This is a genomic window from uncultured Xanthomonas sp., from assembly GCF_964278005.1.
GTDB classification, from domain to species: Bacteria; Pseudomonadota; Gammaproteobacteria; order Xanthomonadales; family Xanthomonadaceae; genus Xanthomonas_A; species Xanthomonas_A sontii.
On the sequence record NZ_CAXYKF010000015.1, the window covers coordinates 65480 to 81746 of the forward strand.

Below are 16267 nucleotides of genomic sequence, written 5' to 3' on the forward strand. Positions count from 1 at the left end.
ATCTTCTACAAGATCTGTGTTGAGGTGTTTATGGACAAGATGACGAAAGTCTTTAGCCGTACTGGTGTCGTTGCTGCAATTGCGCTGCTCATGCTGTTGCCCGCGACTGCTTTTGCGCAGTGGAAAGTGATCGACAAGACGCAAATTGACGAGAACAAAGCCAATACAAAGACGCTGGATCAGAAGCTGGACAAGATCCGCGGGGACAACGAGGTCGGCAAGGCCGAGAAACAGAAGTCCAGTGGCGATGAGGTCGACAAGCCGAAGGAAAAGCTGGTCAAGGTCGACGACAACTTCGGTGTGTCCGATTGTGCTAGCAAGACTGCTGGCACTCCTGTGTCAACTGAACAGCAGCAGACCTGCGAATTGATCCAGCGTACGCGCAACTCGCAGTTCAATTACATGGTGGCGATGTACGACATCACCGAAAAGCGGTTGCAGCGCCTGCGCGATCTGGAACAGCAGCGTGCGAAAATCAGCACGAACCAGATCGGCTTGCTGGAAGACAACACGAACAAGCTGATCGCGTTGCGGGCGCTGATGGATATCGATCGCCAGCAGATGGAAGCAGCGATGTTTGCCTACGAGAAGCGCTTGTCCTACCTGACCCAAGTGCAGTCAGCTGGTGGTTGGGCTGCTATGCGCGGCAAGAAAGCGCCTTCCGCCACCAATACTGGTGGAGGTGGCAGCTTGTTCGATGCGTTTGCCGGCCTTAGCGACCTGGCCCAGACGATCGCCGCTGGAGCAGTGATGAAAGGGGCACTGGAGTTGGCTAAGTCGAAAAAGCCTGATGGTGACTATAAGTCTTTGAGTATTGAGAATTAGTCTGTGTTAGGTGCTGCTTGGTTAAAAGTGGCTTGATGGCGGTTTGGCTCAGTGATGAGCATGGCATTATGGAGCGGTCATGAATTTCTTGCAGAATTACGCTAATTACGAGTTCTTCAAAGCCATCAACAATTTTCTGCGAGATGAAATCGACTACTTCCAGTGGTCATTGCTCATTCGCATGTCCGATTGGGTTGCAGTGACCGCGCTGAGCGCGTTGACGCTTTGGATTCTGTTCAAGGGCTACCAAGTTGCGACTGGTCAATCGCGCGAGTCGGCCATGGAGTTGGTCGTCAAGTCGTTGCGGTCGGCGCTGATCATCGGTGTGGCCATGAGCATGGTGGCTGCGGCTCGGCCTGAAGGAATGAAAGGACTGTATTGGAGGCTGACCGATGGGCTGAGCAGCGCGATCGTTTACACGGTGACCGGGAGCTCACAGAGTCCCTATGAGGCAATCGACGACAATCTGGCGATGATGCAGATCGCCATGACAAGTATCGATCAGATCGACAGTGCTGGTAGTCCGGATATCGAGAAGGAGAAGGATCGCGCGAGGCTGTTCAGTGGGATCGGAATGGCTGGTCCTGGAATCGTGGGTGGCTCGTTGCTGTTGCTAAACAAGTTGGCAATGGCACTGTTCATCGGCTTTGGGCCATTGTTCATTCTTTGCCTGCTATTTGATGCCACAAAGTCATTGTTCCAAAAGTGGTTGACTTATGGGATCGGCACGGTGTTCTCCTTGGGTGTGCTTAGCTTCACGGTTGGCTTGGCGACGAAAGTCGTCGCTGTGGTAGGTGCCGCGTTCTTAGCGAAGTGGGCTGTGTCGGGTGGTGCAACTGAGGGCGTCGGCAGCATGTCATTGCAGCAGGGTGGTATCGGTTTGGTATTGAGTACCCTAATCATTACTGCGCCACCTATGGCGGCTGCATTTTTCCAGGGCACGCTCGGCCAATTCTCTCCTTACTCTGGCTTTGGTCAGGTCGGACGGGATCCTGCGTCTGGTAGGCCTCGTGCGCCGCAGTCACCTGGTGGCGAATCGGCGTTTCGAGGAGGAGATTTCAATTCGTCTCAGTCCGTCACTCCTAATCACTCCACAAGGCAGGTTCAGTTTTCTTCTGACGCTTCTGGTCAAACAGGTGCCGGTAGGTACAGGCCGCAGGACGTCGTTTGATAATATGTTTGGAGGTGATGTTTTGAAGGCGATAGTCTTTGCTTCTTGCTTACTGCTCAGTCCGATGGCCTTGGCGCAAACTGCCTGCCCGTCGGGAGTGGCTCCTGGCAGTCCTCAATGTGGCCCGAGCCCCGGAGGCGAGGATGGGTCTGCGCGGTTGACGGGAGAGTGGATCAAGACGTGGGGGGCTATCGCACGCGCGTCCAGCGGAGATGTCGGAAGCAGCACTGGAAGGTTTTCGGAATCGGATGCTGAGGCCGGTGCGCTGGAAAGGTGTGCTGGCCTCGGAAATTCGGATTGCAAGGTTGTTTTTACTTACAAAAACCAGTGTGTTGCCGTTGTCCAAGGTCCTGATGGAACTGGGGTGGGAAAGATAGTGAGTGGCGCGACCGTGAGCGCCGCGAAGAAAGAAGCGCTGCGTCGCTGCAAAGAGGCTTCAGGTTCTGAGTGCACAGTCATAGGGACGGATTGCTCTAAGCCCTACTTCAGGGAATATTGATTTGCTTTTTGCGGTGGCGGATTTAACGAGTCCTGCTCTTGGTGGACGCGTTTTTTCATGTGAGCACTTTCGCCATGTGTGAATACGTATGCAGGGGCCGCTGAAATTCCTGCATCAACGCTACTCTAGCGCAGCGTTTCGCGTGCCCGTCGCACGCGCGATTTCTGCCCGAAGGGGGGCGTTGCATGTCTCAGGCTCCATGGTGGCGCGGTGCCGTCATCTATCAGATCTATCCGCGTAGCTTCCTCGACGCCAATGGCGACGGTATCGGTGATTTGCCGGGCATCGTGCGCAAGCTGGACTACATCGCGGCGTTGGGCGTGGATGCGATCTGGATCTCGCCGTTCTTCAAGTCGCCGATGGCCGATTTCGGCTACGACATCGCCGACTATCGTGAGGTCGATCCGCTGTTCGGTACCATGGCCGACTTCGATGCCCTGCTGGCCAAGGCGCATGCGCTGGGCCTGAAGGTGATGATCGACCAGGTGCTCAGTCACACCTCGGTGGAGCACGACTGGTTCAAGGAAAGCCGGCAGAGCCGCGACAACCCGAAGGCGGATTGGTACGTGTGGGCCGATGCGCGTGAGGACGGGGCGCCGCCCAACAACTGGCTGTCGATCTTCGGTGGCGTGGCGTGGCAGTGGGAGCCGCGCCGCGGGCAGTACTATCTGCACAATTTCCTTGCCTCGCAGCCGGATCTGAACTTCCACAATCCGCAGGTGCAGCAGGCGACCTTGGACAACGTGGAGTTCTGGCTGGCGCGCGGTGTCGACGGCTTTCGCCTGGACGCGATCAATTTCTGCTTCCACGATCCGCAACTGCGCGACAACCCGCCCAAACCGCCGGAAAAGCGCGTCGGCCGCGGCTTCAGCCCGGACAATCCGTACGCCTTCCAGTACCACTACTACAACAACACGCAGGCGGAGAACCTGCCGTTCCTGCAGAAGTTGCGCAGCCTGCTCGACCGCTATCCTGGGACGGTTAGCCTGGGCGAGATCTCGTCGGAGGATTCGCTGGCGACCACGGCCGAATACACCCGCGCCGGGCACCTGCACATGGGCTACAGCTTCGAACTGCTGACCGACGATTTCAACGCGGCCTACATCCGCGAGACGGTCTCGCGTCTGGAAGCGGCGATGACCGAAGGCTGGCCGTGCTGGGCGATTTCCAATCATGACGTGCAACGCGCGGTGACGCGTTGGGGGCAGGGTGCCGAGACGCCGGCCTTCGCGCGGCTGCTGATCGCGATGCTGTGTTCGCTGCGCGGCTCGGTCTGCGTCTACCAGGGCGAAGAACTGGGCCTGGGCGAGGCAGAGGTGCCGTTCGAGGCGCTGCAGGATCCCTATGGCATCGCGTTCTGGCCGAACTTCAAGGGCCGCGATGGATGCCGGACGCCGTTGCCGTGGGATGCAAGCGAGCAGGCCGGTTTCAGCGCGGGGACGCCTTGGTTGCCGATCGCGGCAGCGCATCGCGCACAATCGGTGGCGACGCAGGAGGCCGACCCGCAGTCGGTCCTGCATGCGATTCGCCAGTTCCTGGCCTGGCGCAAGCGCCATCCGGCCTTGCGTGAGGGCGACATCGTCTTCCACGAGACGGCCGAGCCCGTGCTGATGTTCCAGCGTCGCCACGCCGCGCAGCGCTTGCTGCTGGCGTTCAATCTGTCCGCCGAGGCCGCCGACGTGGCGCTGCCTGAGGGCAGCTGGCAGGCGCTGCAGGTGCCGGGCGTGGTCGCGGGTGCGGTCGAAGAGCGCTTGCGTTTGCCCGGCTATGCGATGGTGTGCCTGCAGGGCGCATGAGCGGGACCAAATGATTCCTGCGACGGCAGCGTCGCATCCTGCTGTGTGGCTACGGGACTGCCGAGCTGTTGTTTTGGAAAGACAGTCCGGCGTGCACTGCGTCGGATAGGTCTCATGCATACCACGGGCGTGGGCGCTTGTTGGACGACAAGGATCGCTCTGGAAGTTCAGTGTCCGTAGTAAGCATGTTGCGGTGACCAGGCCACGCCGTCTTCGCGGTTTGGCGTGCCCGGTAATCAGGGCACGTGTCGTCGCCGACAATCACGCCGTCCTGGAACCAAGGCCAGCTCGGAGACTTGCCTTGCTGGCCCACACAACAGACTGCTGCGTCGCTGTCGCTCTTGCTGTCGGCTAGGCGACGCGGCCACGAATCCGCCGTCATCGCTGCGCTGGTGTCCATCGCGGCAATGTCACCATGTCTGCACGCCAGCCTTTGTGATCTGCAACGCCGCTTTTCCAGCAACGCCACCTGGTCTCGATCTCGCGGCCTCCTGGCTGAGTCCCATCGTTGGCGATGGCGGTGCTGGCGTCGATCAGCTGCCGCAGCATCGCGTCGGTGCGGATGCATCCTCCGTTGTGCGGTCAGGCCGGCCAGTTCGCAGTTCAGCGTTGAATGTCCGGGCATGGCGCTTTCTGGCACGCAGAGGGCTTGGGCCATGCACTCCTGAAGTGCAGATTTTTTTCGGCGACGCGGCCATTCCGCGCGCTCGCGGCCTTTTTGTCCGGAAATTCGCGGACGCGGCGAGATCTCCATCAGTTCGCGCGCGATCGCTTTCTGTAGATCTTCTTGCAGGCGAAAGGGCTGGTGTGCGCCCTCCAGGCCGCTCGTCTTGATCCCGATCGGCAAACCAGATCGCCAACGCTGCTCGATCCTGATCTCATCGTTTTCTCTCTGGTCACCCCGGCATTTGACGCAACCGTCCACGGCAACCGCCCCAACGAAAACGCCCGCCGGGTGCGCCGGCGGGCGTCGTCTGCAGCCTCTACGCGGGACTCAGAACTTGTAGTTCACGCCCAGCATGTAGGTGCGTCCCCATTCGACGTACTCCAGCGGGCGATCCTTGGTGCCGGCGTAGGTGCGGTAGGGCGAGTTGGTCAGGTTGCTCGCCTGCAGCAGCAGGCTCAGCCCGGCCAGGCTGCTGCCGTCGGCGAAGGTATAGCTGACCTGCGCGTCGGTGACGTTCTCGCCGACCACGTAGCGCAGCGTGCGGTTGCCGTTGAAGTTGCCGATCTCGCCGATGAAGTCCGAACGCCGCCGCTGGCTGACGCGTGCTTCGAAGCCGTTGCGCTCGTAGTAGGCGGTGAAGTTGTACACGCGCTTGGACAGGCCGGGCAGGTCGATCGGCGCCGAGCCCACGCTGGAGGCGCTTTCGGGATCGACGATCTTGATGTCGCTGTCGTTGAACGTGGCACTGGCCTGGATGCCGAAGCCGCGCAGGCTGTCGGTGAACATGTCCAGCGGAAGCGAGGCGGTCAGCTCGAGCCCGCGCAGGGTGCCGCCCTTGCCGTTCTGCGGCGAGGAGAAGGTGCCGGTGGTCTGCACCGGCACGGTCATGTTGGGCGGCCGAACGTAGCTGGCGAGCAGGGCGGAGAAGTCGTAATCGTCGCGCGACTGCGTGTAGATGTAGCTCTTCAGGTCCTTGTAGAACACCGCGGCGGCCACGTAGGCCTTCTCGCCGAAGTACTTCTCGTACGACAGGTCCAGCGCGTTGGCGCGCCACGGGTCGAGCAGGGGATTGCCGCCGCTGCCGCCGGGCTTGCCGGTGGAGGTGTCCACGCCGAAATCCAGGCCGGCGCGCATCTGGTCCACGCGCGGCCGCGCCACCTGCTTGGCCGCGGCGAAGCGCAGGGTCTGCTGGTGCGGGAACAGGAAGGCCAGGTTGAGGCTCGGCAGCCAGTCGTTGTAGGTCTTGCCAGCGTCGATCGGCAGCACGTTCTGGCCGGCCGGACGCGACTGGTCGAAGTAGCTGGACTGCGAGCTCTGGTCGGCGTGCTGCAATTGCACGCCGATGTTGCCGCGCACGCCGACCTCGCCGATGTCGGTGTTGATGTTGGCGCGGAGCCAGGCCGTGGTGATCTTCTCCTGCACGGTCCACGACTTCGGAATCAGGTAGTCCAGGTTGGTGACCGGATTGAAGGTCATGTAGCGCGAGACCGCCGCCGGCACGTTCCAGGCCGGGATGGTGCCGATGCCGGCGAAGCCGAGGTTGACCGGGTCGTACTGCAGATCGCTGGCGATGCTGGTGTCGCCTTGCGCGCCGAGCAGGATGTTGCCTTCGGCCTGGGTCTTCTGCTTGCGGCGGTCGGCGTAGTTCACGCCCACGTCGATGTCCGAGAACCAGGTCAGCGCCTGCGGCGCCGGCAGGGTCGCCGCCAGGCGGCCGCCCTTCAGCCGGTCCTCGACCTCCGGCACCTTGCCGTAGCCGGAGCCGTAGATGGTGTTGGTCAGGAACAGGTTGTTCGGGTCGGAGTAGTCGCGGCCGGGGGTGATCTGCGAGAAGCCATTCGGCTTGACCACGAGACCGACCGTGTCCAGCTGCGGCATCGGCACCAGCTGCAGGTTGTTCTCCAGGTTCAGCTCCTTGCGGGTGGCCTTGGAGTAGTTCAGATCGGCCATCAGGCGCACGCTGCCGAGGTTGAACTCGTTGTTCCAGCCGAACGCGTCGATCTTGTCCTTGCGCTTGTTGTACATGCCGCGCACCAGCGGATACACGCCGCTGGCGGTGCCGCCGGTGAAGCTGCCGCTGGCGTCGACCTGCGGATTGGTGATCAGCAGGCCGGGCGTGTAGCCGCCGTTGTAGTTGCTGAGATTGACCTCGAACTGGTTGGCGGTGTCGATCTGCTCGGCTTCGGTATGGAATGCGTCGAAGGTGCTGGTCCAACTGCTGGACGGACGGAACTGCACGGTCGCCATCACGCCGTCGCGCTTGTTGTTGCCGGTGCGGCGCAGCGCCTTGATGCCGTCGGAGAAGTAGGTGCCAGGCGCCACGCCGGGGCGGCTGCCGCTGTCGGTGTTCTGCGTGGTCCACGGCTCGTATAGGCCGACCTGGTTTTCCTGGATGGGCATGTCGCTGTGGGCATAGCCGATCGAGAAGCCCAGGGTGTTGTCCAGGAACTGGTCGATGTAGCTGGCGCTGAAGCGGTTGCCGAAGGCGTCGACGTTGGCGGCCTTGCCGAGCGAGCTCTTCTGCAGGCGGCCGCTGACGGCGATCACCCGGTCCGGAAAGCTCAGCGGACGCACGGTCTGCATGTCGATGGTGCCGGACAGGCCCTGGCCGACCAGGCCGGCGTCGGGCGTCTTGTACACGGTCACGCCGTTGACCAGTTCCGAGGGATACTGGTCGAACTCGACGCTGCGGTTGTCGCCGGTGCTGACCACTTCGCGGCCGTTGAGCAGGGTAGTGGCGAAGTCGGGCGACAGGCCGCGCACGCTGATCACCTGGGCGCGGCCGGCGACGCGCTGCGCGGCCAGGCCGGGCAGGCGCCCGAGCGATTCGGCGATGCTCACGTCCGGCAGCTTGCCGATGTCCTCGGCCGAGATCGCTTCGACGATGGACGTCGAGTCCTGTTTGATCGCGATGGCGTTCTCGATGCCGCGGCGGATGCCGGTCACCTGGACCTTGTCCAGTTCGGTGACCGGATCCTTGGACGTGGTGGCGGTGGTATCGGACTGTGCCGCAGCCAGCATCGGCGTCATCGCGACGGCCAGCGCCAGCGTCAGCGCGTTGCGCTTGTGGTTCAACATTTTCCCCTCCCAGGCAATGTTGTCTTGCGAATGTCTGAACCGGCGAGGCGGCCGGATGTGCGTGTCGCGCAGCCGCAGGGCGGTGTCGCGATTGCGCTGTATGGTAGACACGCGGCTTCGTCGCGAACGTCCGCTGCATACGTATTCACTGGCCTGCATCGCATTGGAAGCGCTTTCAGGATCGCAATGTCGTGCGCGCGCCGCTACGCCGGTGCCGCGGCGAGCATGCGTGTGCTTCATGCAGCTGACGTCGCCTGGCATGAACATTCGGGTGCTGCACTGAGAGTGATGCCAGGGAGTACGCTGGCATGCGGACTACGGGCGAGCTGGCAGATGGCGCGACATGGTTAGGCGGACGCGCCACGCCGCGCCGCTGACCTGCCGTGCACGATGGCGCGGCGCCGCAGAGGCGAGCGCCGTGATCCGGCATGGCGAGTGCATCCCACCGCCGCTGTGCTGCCGGCGGTGCCGCGTGCCGCATGGTGGTGCGTCAGCGCGATGCCGCCGTGCCAGCGGAGGCCGGCGCCGGGTCCAGCGGGACGAAACGGATCGCCTGCCCGCCGCCGGGTGCCAGCTTCACCTGCAACTGATCGCGGCTGGTGACCACGCGCTGCTCGCGCACGAAGTCGAACGGATTGTGCTGGTAATCGGCGGCGTCGCCGTCGCGGTAGATCTCGGCGCGATAGCGCACGCCCGGTTCGAGGAAGCCGAGCGCGATCGGCAGCACGCGGCCGTGCTCGTCGGTGATGCTGCCGAGGAACCAGTCGCGGCTGTGGCGGTCCTTGCGCACGATGGTCACGTAATCGCCGATCTCGCCGTCGAGCACGCGGCTGTCGTCCCAGTCCACCGCCACGTCCTCGATGAAGCGGAAGGCGTCGCGGTGCTGCAGGTAGTGCTCGGGCAGGTCGGCCGCCATCTGGATCGGGCTGTACAGGGTCACGTACAGCGCCAGTTGCCGCGCCAGCGTACTCGGAATCGCGCGTCCGCCGCGGCCCGTCAGACTGAGGATGCCGGGGGTGTAGTCCATCGGCCCGGCCAGCATCCGCGTGAACACCAGGTTCACTTCGTGCTCCGGCGGGTTCGGTGGCTCGCCCCAGGCGTTGTACTCCATGCCGCGTGCGCCTTCGCGCGAGAGCCAGTTCGGGTAGGTGCGACGCAGGCCGGTGTCCTTGATCGGCTCATGGGCGTTGACCGACAGGTGGCGCTTGGCGGCTTCCTCCACCACCTTGAGATGGTGGCGGGCCATGAACTGGCCGTCGTGCCATTCGCGCCACAGCGGGCCGCCGTCGGGATTGCGCCGGTCCACCTGGCCGTCGTCGCAGACGTAGCCGGTCTTGAAGGTGTCCACGCCCAGTCGGGCATACAGATCCAGCGCCGCATCGAGCTGGTCTTCGTAGTGCTCCACCGCACAGCCGGTCTCGTGGTGGCCGATCAGGTGCACGCCCTTCTTCGCCGCGTAGGCGCTGAGCGCATCGATGTCGAAGTCGGCGGTGGCGCGGGTGAAGTCGAAGCCGTCGCCGTTGCCGACCCAGTTGCCGTCCCAGCCGGGATTCCAGCCTTCCACCAGAACGCCGCGAAAACCGTGAGCCGCGGCGAAGTCGATGTAGCGGCGGGTATTGGCGGTGGTGGCGGCATGCCTGGGGCCGCGCGCCCAGGTTTCCTGGTTCAGGTGCATCGACCACCACACGCCGATGTACTTGGCCGGGTGCACCCAGCTCACGTCGCCCAGGGCATTGGGTTCGTTGAGGTTGAGGATCAGGTTGGAATCGACCAGGCCACCGGCGGTGTCGCTGATCTGCAGCGTCCGCCACGGTGTGTCGAAGGGCAGGGACCGGCGCACCTTCCAGCCTTCCGCCGAAGGCGACAGTTGCGCATGCAGGCGCTGGCCTTCGCCGCGGCGCAGCCACATGCCGGCGTAGTCGACCAGGGCGGCCTCGTGGATGGCCAGGTGCAGGCCGTCCTGGCTGCGCAGGGTGAACGGCGTGTGCGCCAGCGGCACCTCGCGCAGCGGCGTGCGTCGGTACAGGTATTCGTAGTGGATGGGTGCGCCGGCGGGAATCCACCAAGCTGTGGCGTCGGGGACGATATCGAACTCGGTGAGCTCTTCGTCGATGACGGCCTCCTGCATGCCAGGCTGCTGCGGAAAGCTGTAGCGGAAGCCGAGCCCGTCGTCGTAGACCCGGAACACCACCGCGAAGCGGCGCTGGCGGCCGCCACGCTCGCCCAGGTCCACGCGCAGTTCGTTGTAGTGGTTGCGCACGTAGCGGCGCTCGCCCCACGGCTGTTCCCAGGTCTCGTCGACGCTGCGGCTGTGCTGGCCCAGCACCGCCAGGTCGCGATCCAGCGCGCCGTCGCGCAACTGAAAGCCCAGCCGCGATTCGCCGATCACCGCCTCGCCCAGCCGCTGCACGCGATAGCTGGGAAGGCCGTCGTCCAACTGCAGGGAGACGCGCAGGATCCTGCCCGGCGAGTCCACGCTGGCCACCGTCTGCGGCGCGGCGTGCAGGCATGGCGCAACGCACCACAATGCGCTCGCCAGCAACGACGGCACACGCAGGCGCGACAGGACCTCAAACAGCGGCATATCCCCTCCCAGGGCGACCGTGGCAGCGCATCGACTATAGCGAGGCGGTCCGCGGCCGCCATGGCGCATGCGATGAATACGTATGCAACTGCACGCGCCGCGGTGTCGCCCGTCTACCATGTCCGCAGCGCCCCGCGATGCGGAGGCGGCGACCGCAGCGCCGGCGTGCCGGCCTGCGCTTCCACCATGCAGGCAAAGAGGGAGGGAGGTCGATCGGTGCGAGCCGGTCTGCCGCTTCGATGCTGAAGATGATTTGCTTGGCCGCCACCTTGGGTGCTGCGGCGTCGGCGTCTGCTGGACAGGCGTCATTGCAGTGGCGTGGCCAGACCGCGCAGGCCGAGGCCACCGCCGACGGCGGTTTCGTGCTGCATGCGGCCCAAGGCACACGCACGGTGCCGGCGCAGCCGTTGCGCAGCGAGACCGATAGCCCGTTGTTCGATGCGCTGTTCGCGCTGGCGCAACAGGAACTGCACGACGACCAGGTGCAGGCGATCCGCGACCCGGCGTTCGATCACGGCAAGCCGTTGCCATGCGATTGCTACCAGACCGGCGAGCGCTGGCCCTACGTGTGGACCCGCGACGTCAGCTATGCCGCCGACCTGGCCCTGGCGCGGCTGGATCCGGAGCGCACGCGGCGCTCGCTGCGCTTCAAGCTGTCGCCGATGCGCGGCACCGACGCGCTGCCGGGGCTGTTCGTGGCGCAGGACACCGGCTCCGGCGGCAGTTGGCCGGTGAGCAGCGACCGGGTGGTGTGGTTCCTGGCTGCGCGCCACCTGCTGGACGATCCGGCCTTCGCCGCCGACACCCGTGCCGCACTCACTGCCACGCTGGCGCAGGATCGCGCGTTCGCGTTCGACCCGCGCATCGGCCTGTACCGCGGCGAGACCTCGTTCCTGGACTGGCGCGAGCAGAGCTATCCGGCCTGGACGCGCGAGGATGTCGGCTTCATCGCCAGTTCCTTCGCGCTGTCCACCAACGTGCTGCATTACCAGGCGCTGCGCCTGGGCGAGCGTCTGGCCCGGGAGCAGGGTGATGCACAGGCGGCCGCGCGCTACGCCGGCTGGGCCGACGCGCTGCGCCAGGCGATCGCGCAGCGTTTCTGGCGCGAGGACCGCGGTACCTACGTCGGCTACATCGGCACCGCCGAACACCCGGTGCGCTACGAAAGCTACGATCTGCTGGGCCTGTCGCTGGCGGTGCTGGCCGACGTACTGCCGGCCGCGCGCGCGCGCCAGGCGCTGGCCCGCTATCCCGCGGTGGAGGCGGGCAGTCCGGTGGTGTGGCCGCAGCAGCGCGACGTGCCCATCTACCACAACCGGGCCATCTGGCCGTTCGTCAGCGCCTATGCGCTGCGCGCGGCGCGGCAGACCGACGACAGCGCGCGCATCGACCTGGAAGTGCGCTCATTGCTGCGCGGCGCCGCGCTGGCCGGATCGAACATGGAGAATTACGAGTTCCTGAGCCAGGACGCACATGTCGACGACGGCCCGCTCAGCGGGCCGGTGGTCAATTCGCCGCGGCAGCTGTGGTCGGTGGCCGGCTACCTGGCGATGGTGATGGAGGGCGTGTTCGGCGTGGAGGACGATGGCCGCGTGCTGCCCAAGTTGCCGACCAGCCTGGTGCCCATGCTGTTCGGCGAGCGCCAGGAGATTGCGTTGCAGTTGCAGGACCGACGCATCGTGCTGCGACGGCCGGCGCAACTGCAAGGCGACCTGCTGGTCGCCGGCAAGACCCGTACCCAGGACGGCGTGACCACCGTCGACCTTGTCGCCCGCCACAGCGGCGCTGCGCCAATGCAAATGCTCACCGCCGCAGACGCCTTCGCGCCGCTGGCACCGCCGGCACCGCAGGTGCGGCGCGAGACCGGGGGCTGGCGCGTGCAGGCGGCTGCGGACACGGTGTTGTACGTCGATGGGCAGGCACGCACGGGCAGCGCCGACGGCGCGTTGCTGCCGCTGGCCGAGCGCGTCCAATGCCTGAGTCTCACCCGGAAGGGTGCGCGTTGGGAGTCGTTGCACAGCCCCACTGTCTGCGTCGGCAACGTCGCTCGCGTGGAGGGCGCCGACGGTTGGACGTGGACCGCGCCGCACGATGGCGCCTACCGGCTGAGCCTGCGTTACGTCAACGCGCATGGTCCGATCAACACCGGCGTCACCGCCGCGGTCAGACGCCTGCAGGTGCAGTGCGGCGACGCGCCAGCACAGTCGCAACCGCTGGTGATGCCGCACAGCGTCGGCGAGCAGACCTCCACGACGGCGCTATTCGAGCTGCAGGCCGGGCAACGTTGCGTCGTGCGGCTGCTGCCGGCGGCAAACATGAGCGCATTGCAGCACTTCGCGCGCTACACCGGTGGCCAGGGCGGCGCCGATGGCGTGGTCAATGCCGCCGATGTCGCCGCGCTGCTGATCGCGCCGGCCGGCCCGATCGAGGAGCGTCCATGAGCGCCATGCCACGCGCCAAGCCGGCGCTGTCGTTCTGGCAGATCTGGAACATGTGCTTCGGCTTCCTGGGCATCCAGTTCGGCTTCGCGCTGCAGAACGCCAATGCCAGTCGCATCTTCCAGACCCTCGGCGCCGACATGGACCAGGTGCCGGGGCTGTGGATCGCCGCGCCGCTGACCGGCCTGATCGTGCAGCCGATCGTCGGTTACCTGTCCGACCGCACCTGGAACCGTTTCGGCCGGCGTCGCCCGTACTTCATGGTCGGCGCGCTGTTCACCACGTTGGCCCTGCTGGTGATGCCGAACTCGCCGACGCTGTGGGTGGCGGCCGGCACGCTGTGGGTGCTGGACGCCTCGATCAACATCTCGATGGAGCCGTTCCGCGCCTTCGTCGGCGACCAGTTGCCGACGCGCCAGCGCGCCACCGGTTATGCGATGCAGAGCTTCTTCATCGGCGTCGGCGCAGTGGTGGCGAGCATGCTGCCGTGGCTGCTGGCGCACTGGGGCGTCAGCAATACCGCCGCCCCCGGCGAGGTGCCGGCGACGGTGCGCTACGCGTTCTATGTCGGCGGCGCGGTGCTGTTCCTGTCCATCGGTTGGACCGTGCTGCGCACCCGCGAGTATCCGCCCGAAGACCTGCACGCCAGCGACGTCGCCACGGCGGCCGCCGCGGCGGCGCAACCGCGCCGTGTCGATGGCGCCGCTGCGCTGTGGTGCGCGGTGGGCATTGCCGGCGCGGCGGCCATCGCCTGGTGCCGCGGCGACCGCATGCTGTACGTGCTGGCCGGTCTGTGCATCGCTTACGGCGTGCTGCAGGGCGTGGCGCCGCGGCTGCGCCGCGGACACATGCTGGCGGCGATCGTCTGCGATCTGCAGACCATGCCGCGGGCGATGCGGCGCTTGGCCGGGGTGCAGTTCTTCTCCTGGTTCGCGTTGTTCGCGATGTGGATCAACACCACCGCCGCGGTTACCCAGACCCACTACGGCACCCAGGACGTCACCTCGGCCGCCTACAACGAGGGCGCCAACTGGGTCGGCGTGCTGTTCGCCGCCTACAACGGCTTTGCCGCATTGGCCGCGATCGCCATTCCGCTGCTGGTGCGCGCCTGCGGGCTGCGCATGAGCCATCTGCTCAACCTGTGCCTGGGGGCGGCCGGCCTGCTGTCGTTCCTGTGGATCCGCGATCCGCAGTGGCTGCTGCTGTCGATGGTCGGGGTGGGCTTCGCCTGGGCCTCGATCCTGTCGCTGCCCTATGCCTTGCTGTCGGACAGCGTGCCGGCGGCGAAGATGGGCGTGTACATGGGCATCTTCAATTTCTTCATCGTGATCCCGCAGTTGGTCGCGGTCAGCGTGCTGGGCTTCGTGCTCACGCACTGGCTCGGCGGCCGGCCGCTGTACGCGCTGGCGATTGGCGGCGCCAGCCTGCTGGTGGCGGCGCTGTGCGTGCTGTGGGTGCCGTCGGATTCGGGAGCGAATGCATGATCGATCGGATGTCGCTGTTGGCGCTGGCCCTGCTGGGTGCCTGCGCTGGGTCGGCGCAGGCCCAAGCGCCTGCGCAGGAGGAGTTCTACGGCACGCTGGAGCCGTTCGCCAGCGAGGCGGTGTACTTCGTGGTCACCGATCGCTTCGTCAACGGCGATCCGGGCAACGATCACCGCGACCAGGGCGGCGCGCACCGCACCTTCGACATCCCGATCCCGGCGCCGCCGGGCGAGAGCGACAACATCGGCTACCTCGGCGGCGACTTCAAGGGCGTGGTCGACAACGCCGGCTACATCCGCGACCTGGGCTTCGGCGCGGTGTGGATCACCCCGATCGTCGACAACCCGGACGAGGCCTTCACCGGCGGCAAGCCGATCACCTGGGGCAGCTCGCTGAGCGATCGTGGCAAGACCGGCTACCACGGCTACTGGGGCGTGAACTTCTACAAGCTCGACGAACATCTGCCGAGCCCGGGTCTGGATTTCGCCGGCTTCACCCAGGCGATGCACGCGCAGCAGCTGAAGGTGGTGCTGGACATCGTCGGCAACCACGGCTCGCCGGCCTGGACCATGCCCAAGCGGCAACCCATGTTCGGCCAGGTGTTCGACCGCGACGGCACGCTCATCGCCGACCACCAGAACCTGCCGCCGTCCAGGCTGGACCCGGCGCACAACCCGCTGCACGCGTTCTACAACACCGGCGGCAACCTGGCGCAGTTGTCCGACTTCAACGAGCGCAACCCGGCGGTGATGGAGTACCTGGTCGGCGCCTACTCGCAGTGGCTGGGGCAGGGCGCCGATGCGTTCCGCATCGACACCATCGGCTGGATGCCGGACAGCTTCTGGCACGAGTTCGTGCGCCGCATCCGCGCGCAGCGCCCGGGCATGTTCATGTTCGGCGAGGACTTCGACTACAACGCGCACAAGATCGCCGGCCACACCTGGGCCAGCAACGCGGGCGTCAGCGTGCTGGATTTCCCGCTCAAGCAGGCACTGGCAGCGACCTTCGGCCACGCCCAGCGCGGCTACGAGACGCTGCAGCCGGCGCTGTACCTGGAACGCGGCCCGTACGCCAATTCGTACGAGCTGATGACCTTCTACGACAACCACGACATGGCGCGGCTGGACGCCAGCGACGCCGGCTTCATCGACGCGCACAACTGGCTGTTCACCGCGCGCGGCATCCCGGTGATCTACTACGGCTCGGAGACCGGCTTCATGCGCGGGCGCGCCGAGCATGCCGGCAATCGCAACTACTTCGGCCAGGAGCGGGTGAACGCGGCGCCGAGCAGCCCGATCTTCGCGCCGCTGCGGCGCATCGCCACGCTGCGCCAGCGCAGCCCGGCGCTGCAACGCGGCCTGCAGCTCAATCTGCAGCTGTCCGGTGATGAGGCGGTGTTCTACCGGGTGTTCCAGCATGCGGGCAGCACCCAGACCGCGCTGGTGCTGCTGAACAAGGGCGACGCGCCGCGCACGCTGGAGGTGCGTCGCTACCTGCAGCCCGGCACCTGGCACGATGGCTTCGACGGTAGTGCCACCCAGGTGACCGATGCATTGCGCGTCGAGGTGCCGGCGCATGGTGTGCGCGTTTTCCTGTCCGATGCGCCGATCGTGCGCCCGGACCTGCGCGCGCGGCTGCGTTGGCTGATGGCGGCCAAGGACGGGGTCGCGCCGACGCCGTGAACGCGGCGCTGCCGGTCGGCGTCAGCGCGCCGGCCGTCGGCGC

The 16267-nt window shown here is 65.6% G+C and carries 9 protein-coding genes; 7 read left to right on the top strand and 2 right to left on the bottom strand.

What is annotated here, in order from left to right:
• The first annotated feature begins 39 nt into the window (after nt 1-39).
• The 4 genes from ACHWVH_RS08795 to ACHWVH_RS08810 all read left to right on the top strand — a co-directional run bounded on the left by ACHWVH_RS08795 (nt 40) and on the right by ACHWVH_RS08810 (nt 4291).
• On the top strand, nt 40-825 hold the full coding sequence (locus ACHWVH_RS08795) for a hypothetical protein (protein ID WP_394687170.1): 786 nt from the start codon (nt 40-42) through the stop codon (nt 823-825).
• A 79-nt stretch (nt 826-904) separates the two neighbouring features.
• Nucleotides 905-1996 carry a type IV secretion system protein gene (locus ACHWVH_RS08800; protein WP_267102493.1) on the top strand — a complete coding sequence of 364 codons (1092 nt, stop codon included), beginning with the start codon at nt 905-907 and terminating at the stop codon, nt 1994-1996.
• 64 nt (nt 1997-2060) lie between these two features.
• Nucleotides 2061-2495: a DUF4189 domain-containing protein gene (locus ACHWVH_RS08805; protein ID WP_081613217.1), complete on the top strand. Its 435-nt coding sequence runs from the start codon at nt 2061-2063 to the stop codon at nt 2493-2495.
• 185 nt (nt 2496-2680) lie between these two features.
• The gene (locus tag ACHWVH_RS08810; protein WP_295847026.1) at nt 2681-4291 is read left to right on the top strand and encodes an alpha-amylase family glycosyl hydrolase; all 1611 of its coding nucleotides are present in this window, start codon (nt 2681-2683) and stop codon (nt 4289-4291) included.
• A 994-nt stretch (nt 4292-5285) separates the two neighbouring features.
• Here the strand turns inward: ACHWVH_RS08810 and ACHWVH_RS08815 are convergent.
• A complete protein-coding gene (locus ACHWVH_RS08815; protein WP_017911225.1) occupies nt 5286-8036 on the bottom strand; it encodes a TonB-dependent receptor in 2751 nt (916 codons plus the stop codon).
• A gap of 490 nt (nt 8037-8526) precedes the next feature.
• Entirely contained in the window at nt 8527-10620 is a 2094-nt protein-coding gene (locus ACHWVH_RS08820) for a glycoside hydrolase family 97 protein (RefSeq protein ID WP_394687003.1), read from the bottom strand.
• A 239-nt stretch (nt 10621-10859) separates the two neighbouring features.
• On the opposite strand from ACHWVH_RS08820, the gene ACHWVH_RS08825 reads away from it, so the two are divergent.
• Genes ACHWVH_RS08825 through ACHWVH_RS08835 form a run of 3 tightly spaced genes read left to right on the top strand, consistent with a single transcriptional unit; the run spans nt 10860 to nt 16224 of the window.
• A complete protein-coding gene (locus tag ACHWVH_RS08825) occupies nt 10860-13061 on the top strand; it encodes a Six-hairpin glycosidase-like protein (RefSeq protein ID WP_394687004.1) in 2202 nt (733 codons plus the stop codon).
• A gap of 5 nt (nt 13062-13066) precedes the next feature.
• Entirely contained in the window at nt 13067-14542 is a 1476-nt protein-coding gene (locus ACHWVH_RS08830; protein ID WP_394687171.1) for an MFS transporter, read from the top strand.
• An 8-nt stretch (nt 14543-14550) separates the two neighbouring features.
• On the top strand, nt 14551-16224 hold the full coding sequence (locus ACHWVH_RS08835) for an alpha-amylase family glycosyl hydrolase (RefSeq protein WP_394687172.1): 1674 nt from the start codon (nt 14551-14553) through the stop codon (nt 16222-16224).
• Nucleotides 16225-16267 lie beyond the last annotated feature (43 nt).

Coding starts and splice junctions, on each gene's coding strand:
- ACHWVH_RS08825 (WP_394687004.1), top strand. CDS start 10,860: ATGCTGAAGATGATTTGCTTGGCCGCCACCTTGGGTGCTGCGGCGTCG.
- ACHWVH_RS08800 (WP_267102493.1), top strand. CDS start 905: ATGAATTTCTTGCAGAATTACGCTAATTACGAGTTCTTCAAAGCCATC.
- ACHWVH_RS08835 (WP_394687172.1), top strand. CDS start 14,551: ATGTCGCTGTTGGCGCTGGCCCTGCTGGGTGCCTGCGCTGGGTCGGCG.
- ACHWVH_RS08805 (WP_081613217.1), top strand. CDS start 2,061: ATGGCCTTGGCGCAAACTGCCTGCCCGTCGGGAGTGGCTCCTGGCAGT.
- ACHWVH_RS08830 (WP_394687171.1), top strand. CDS start 13,067: ATGCCACGCGCCAAGCCGGCGCTGTCGTTCTGGCAGATCTGGAACATG.
- ACHWVH_RS08815 (WP_017911225.1), bottom strand. CDS start 8,036: ATGTTGAACCACAAGCGCAACGCGCTGACGCTGGCGCTGGCCGTCGCG.
- ACHWVH_RS08795 (WP_394687170.1), top strand. CDS start 40: ATGACGAAAGTCTTTAGCCGTACTGGTGTCGTTGCTGCAATTGCGCTG.
- ACHWVH_RS08810 (WP_295847026.1), top strand. CDS start 2,681: ATGTCTCAGGCTCCATGGTGGCGCGGTGCCGTCATCTATCAGATCTAT.
- ACHWVH_RS08820 (WP_394687003.1), bottom strand. CDS start 10,620: ATGCCGCTGTTTGAGGTCCTGTCGCGCCTGCGTGTGCCGTCGTTGCTG.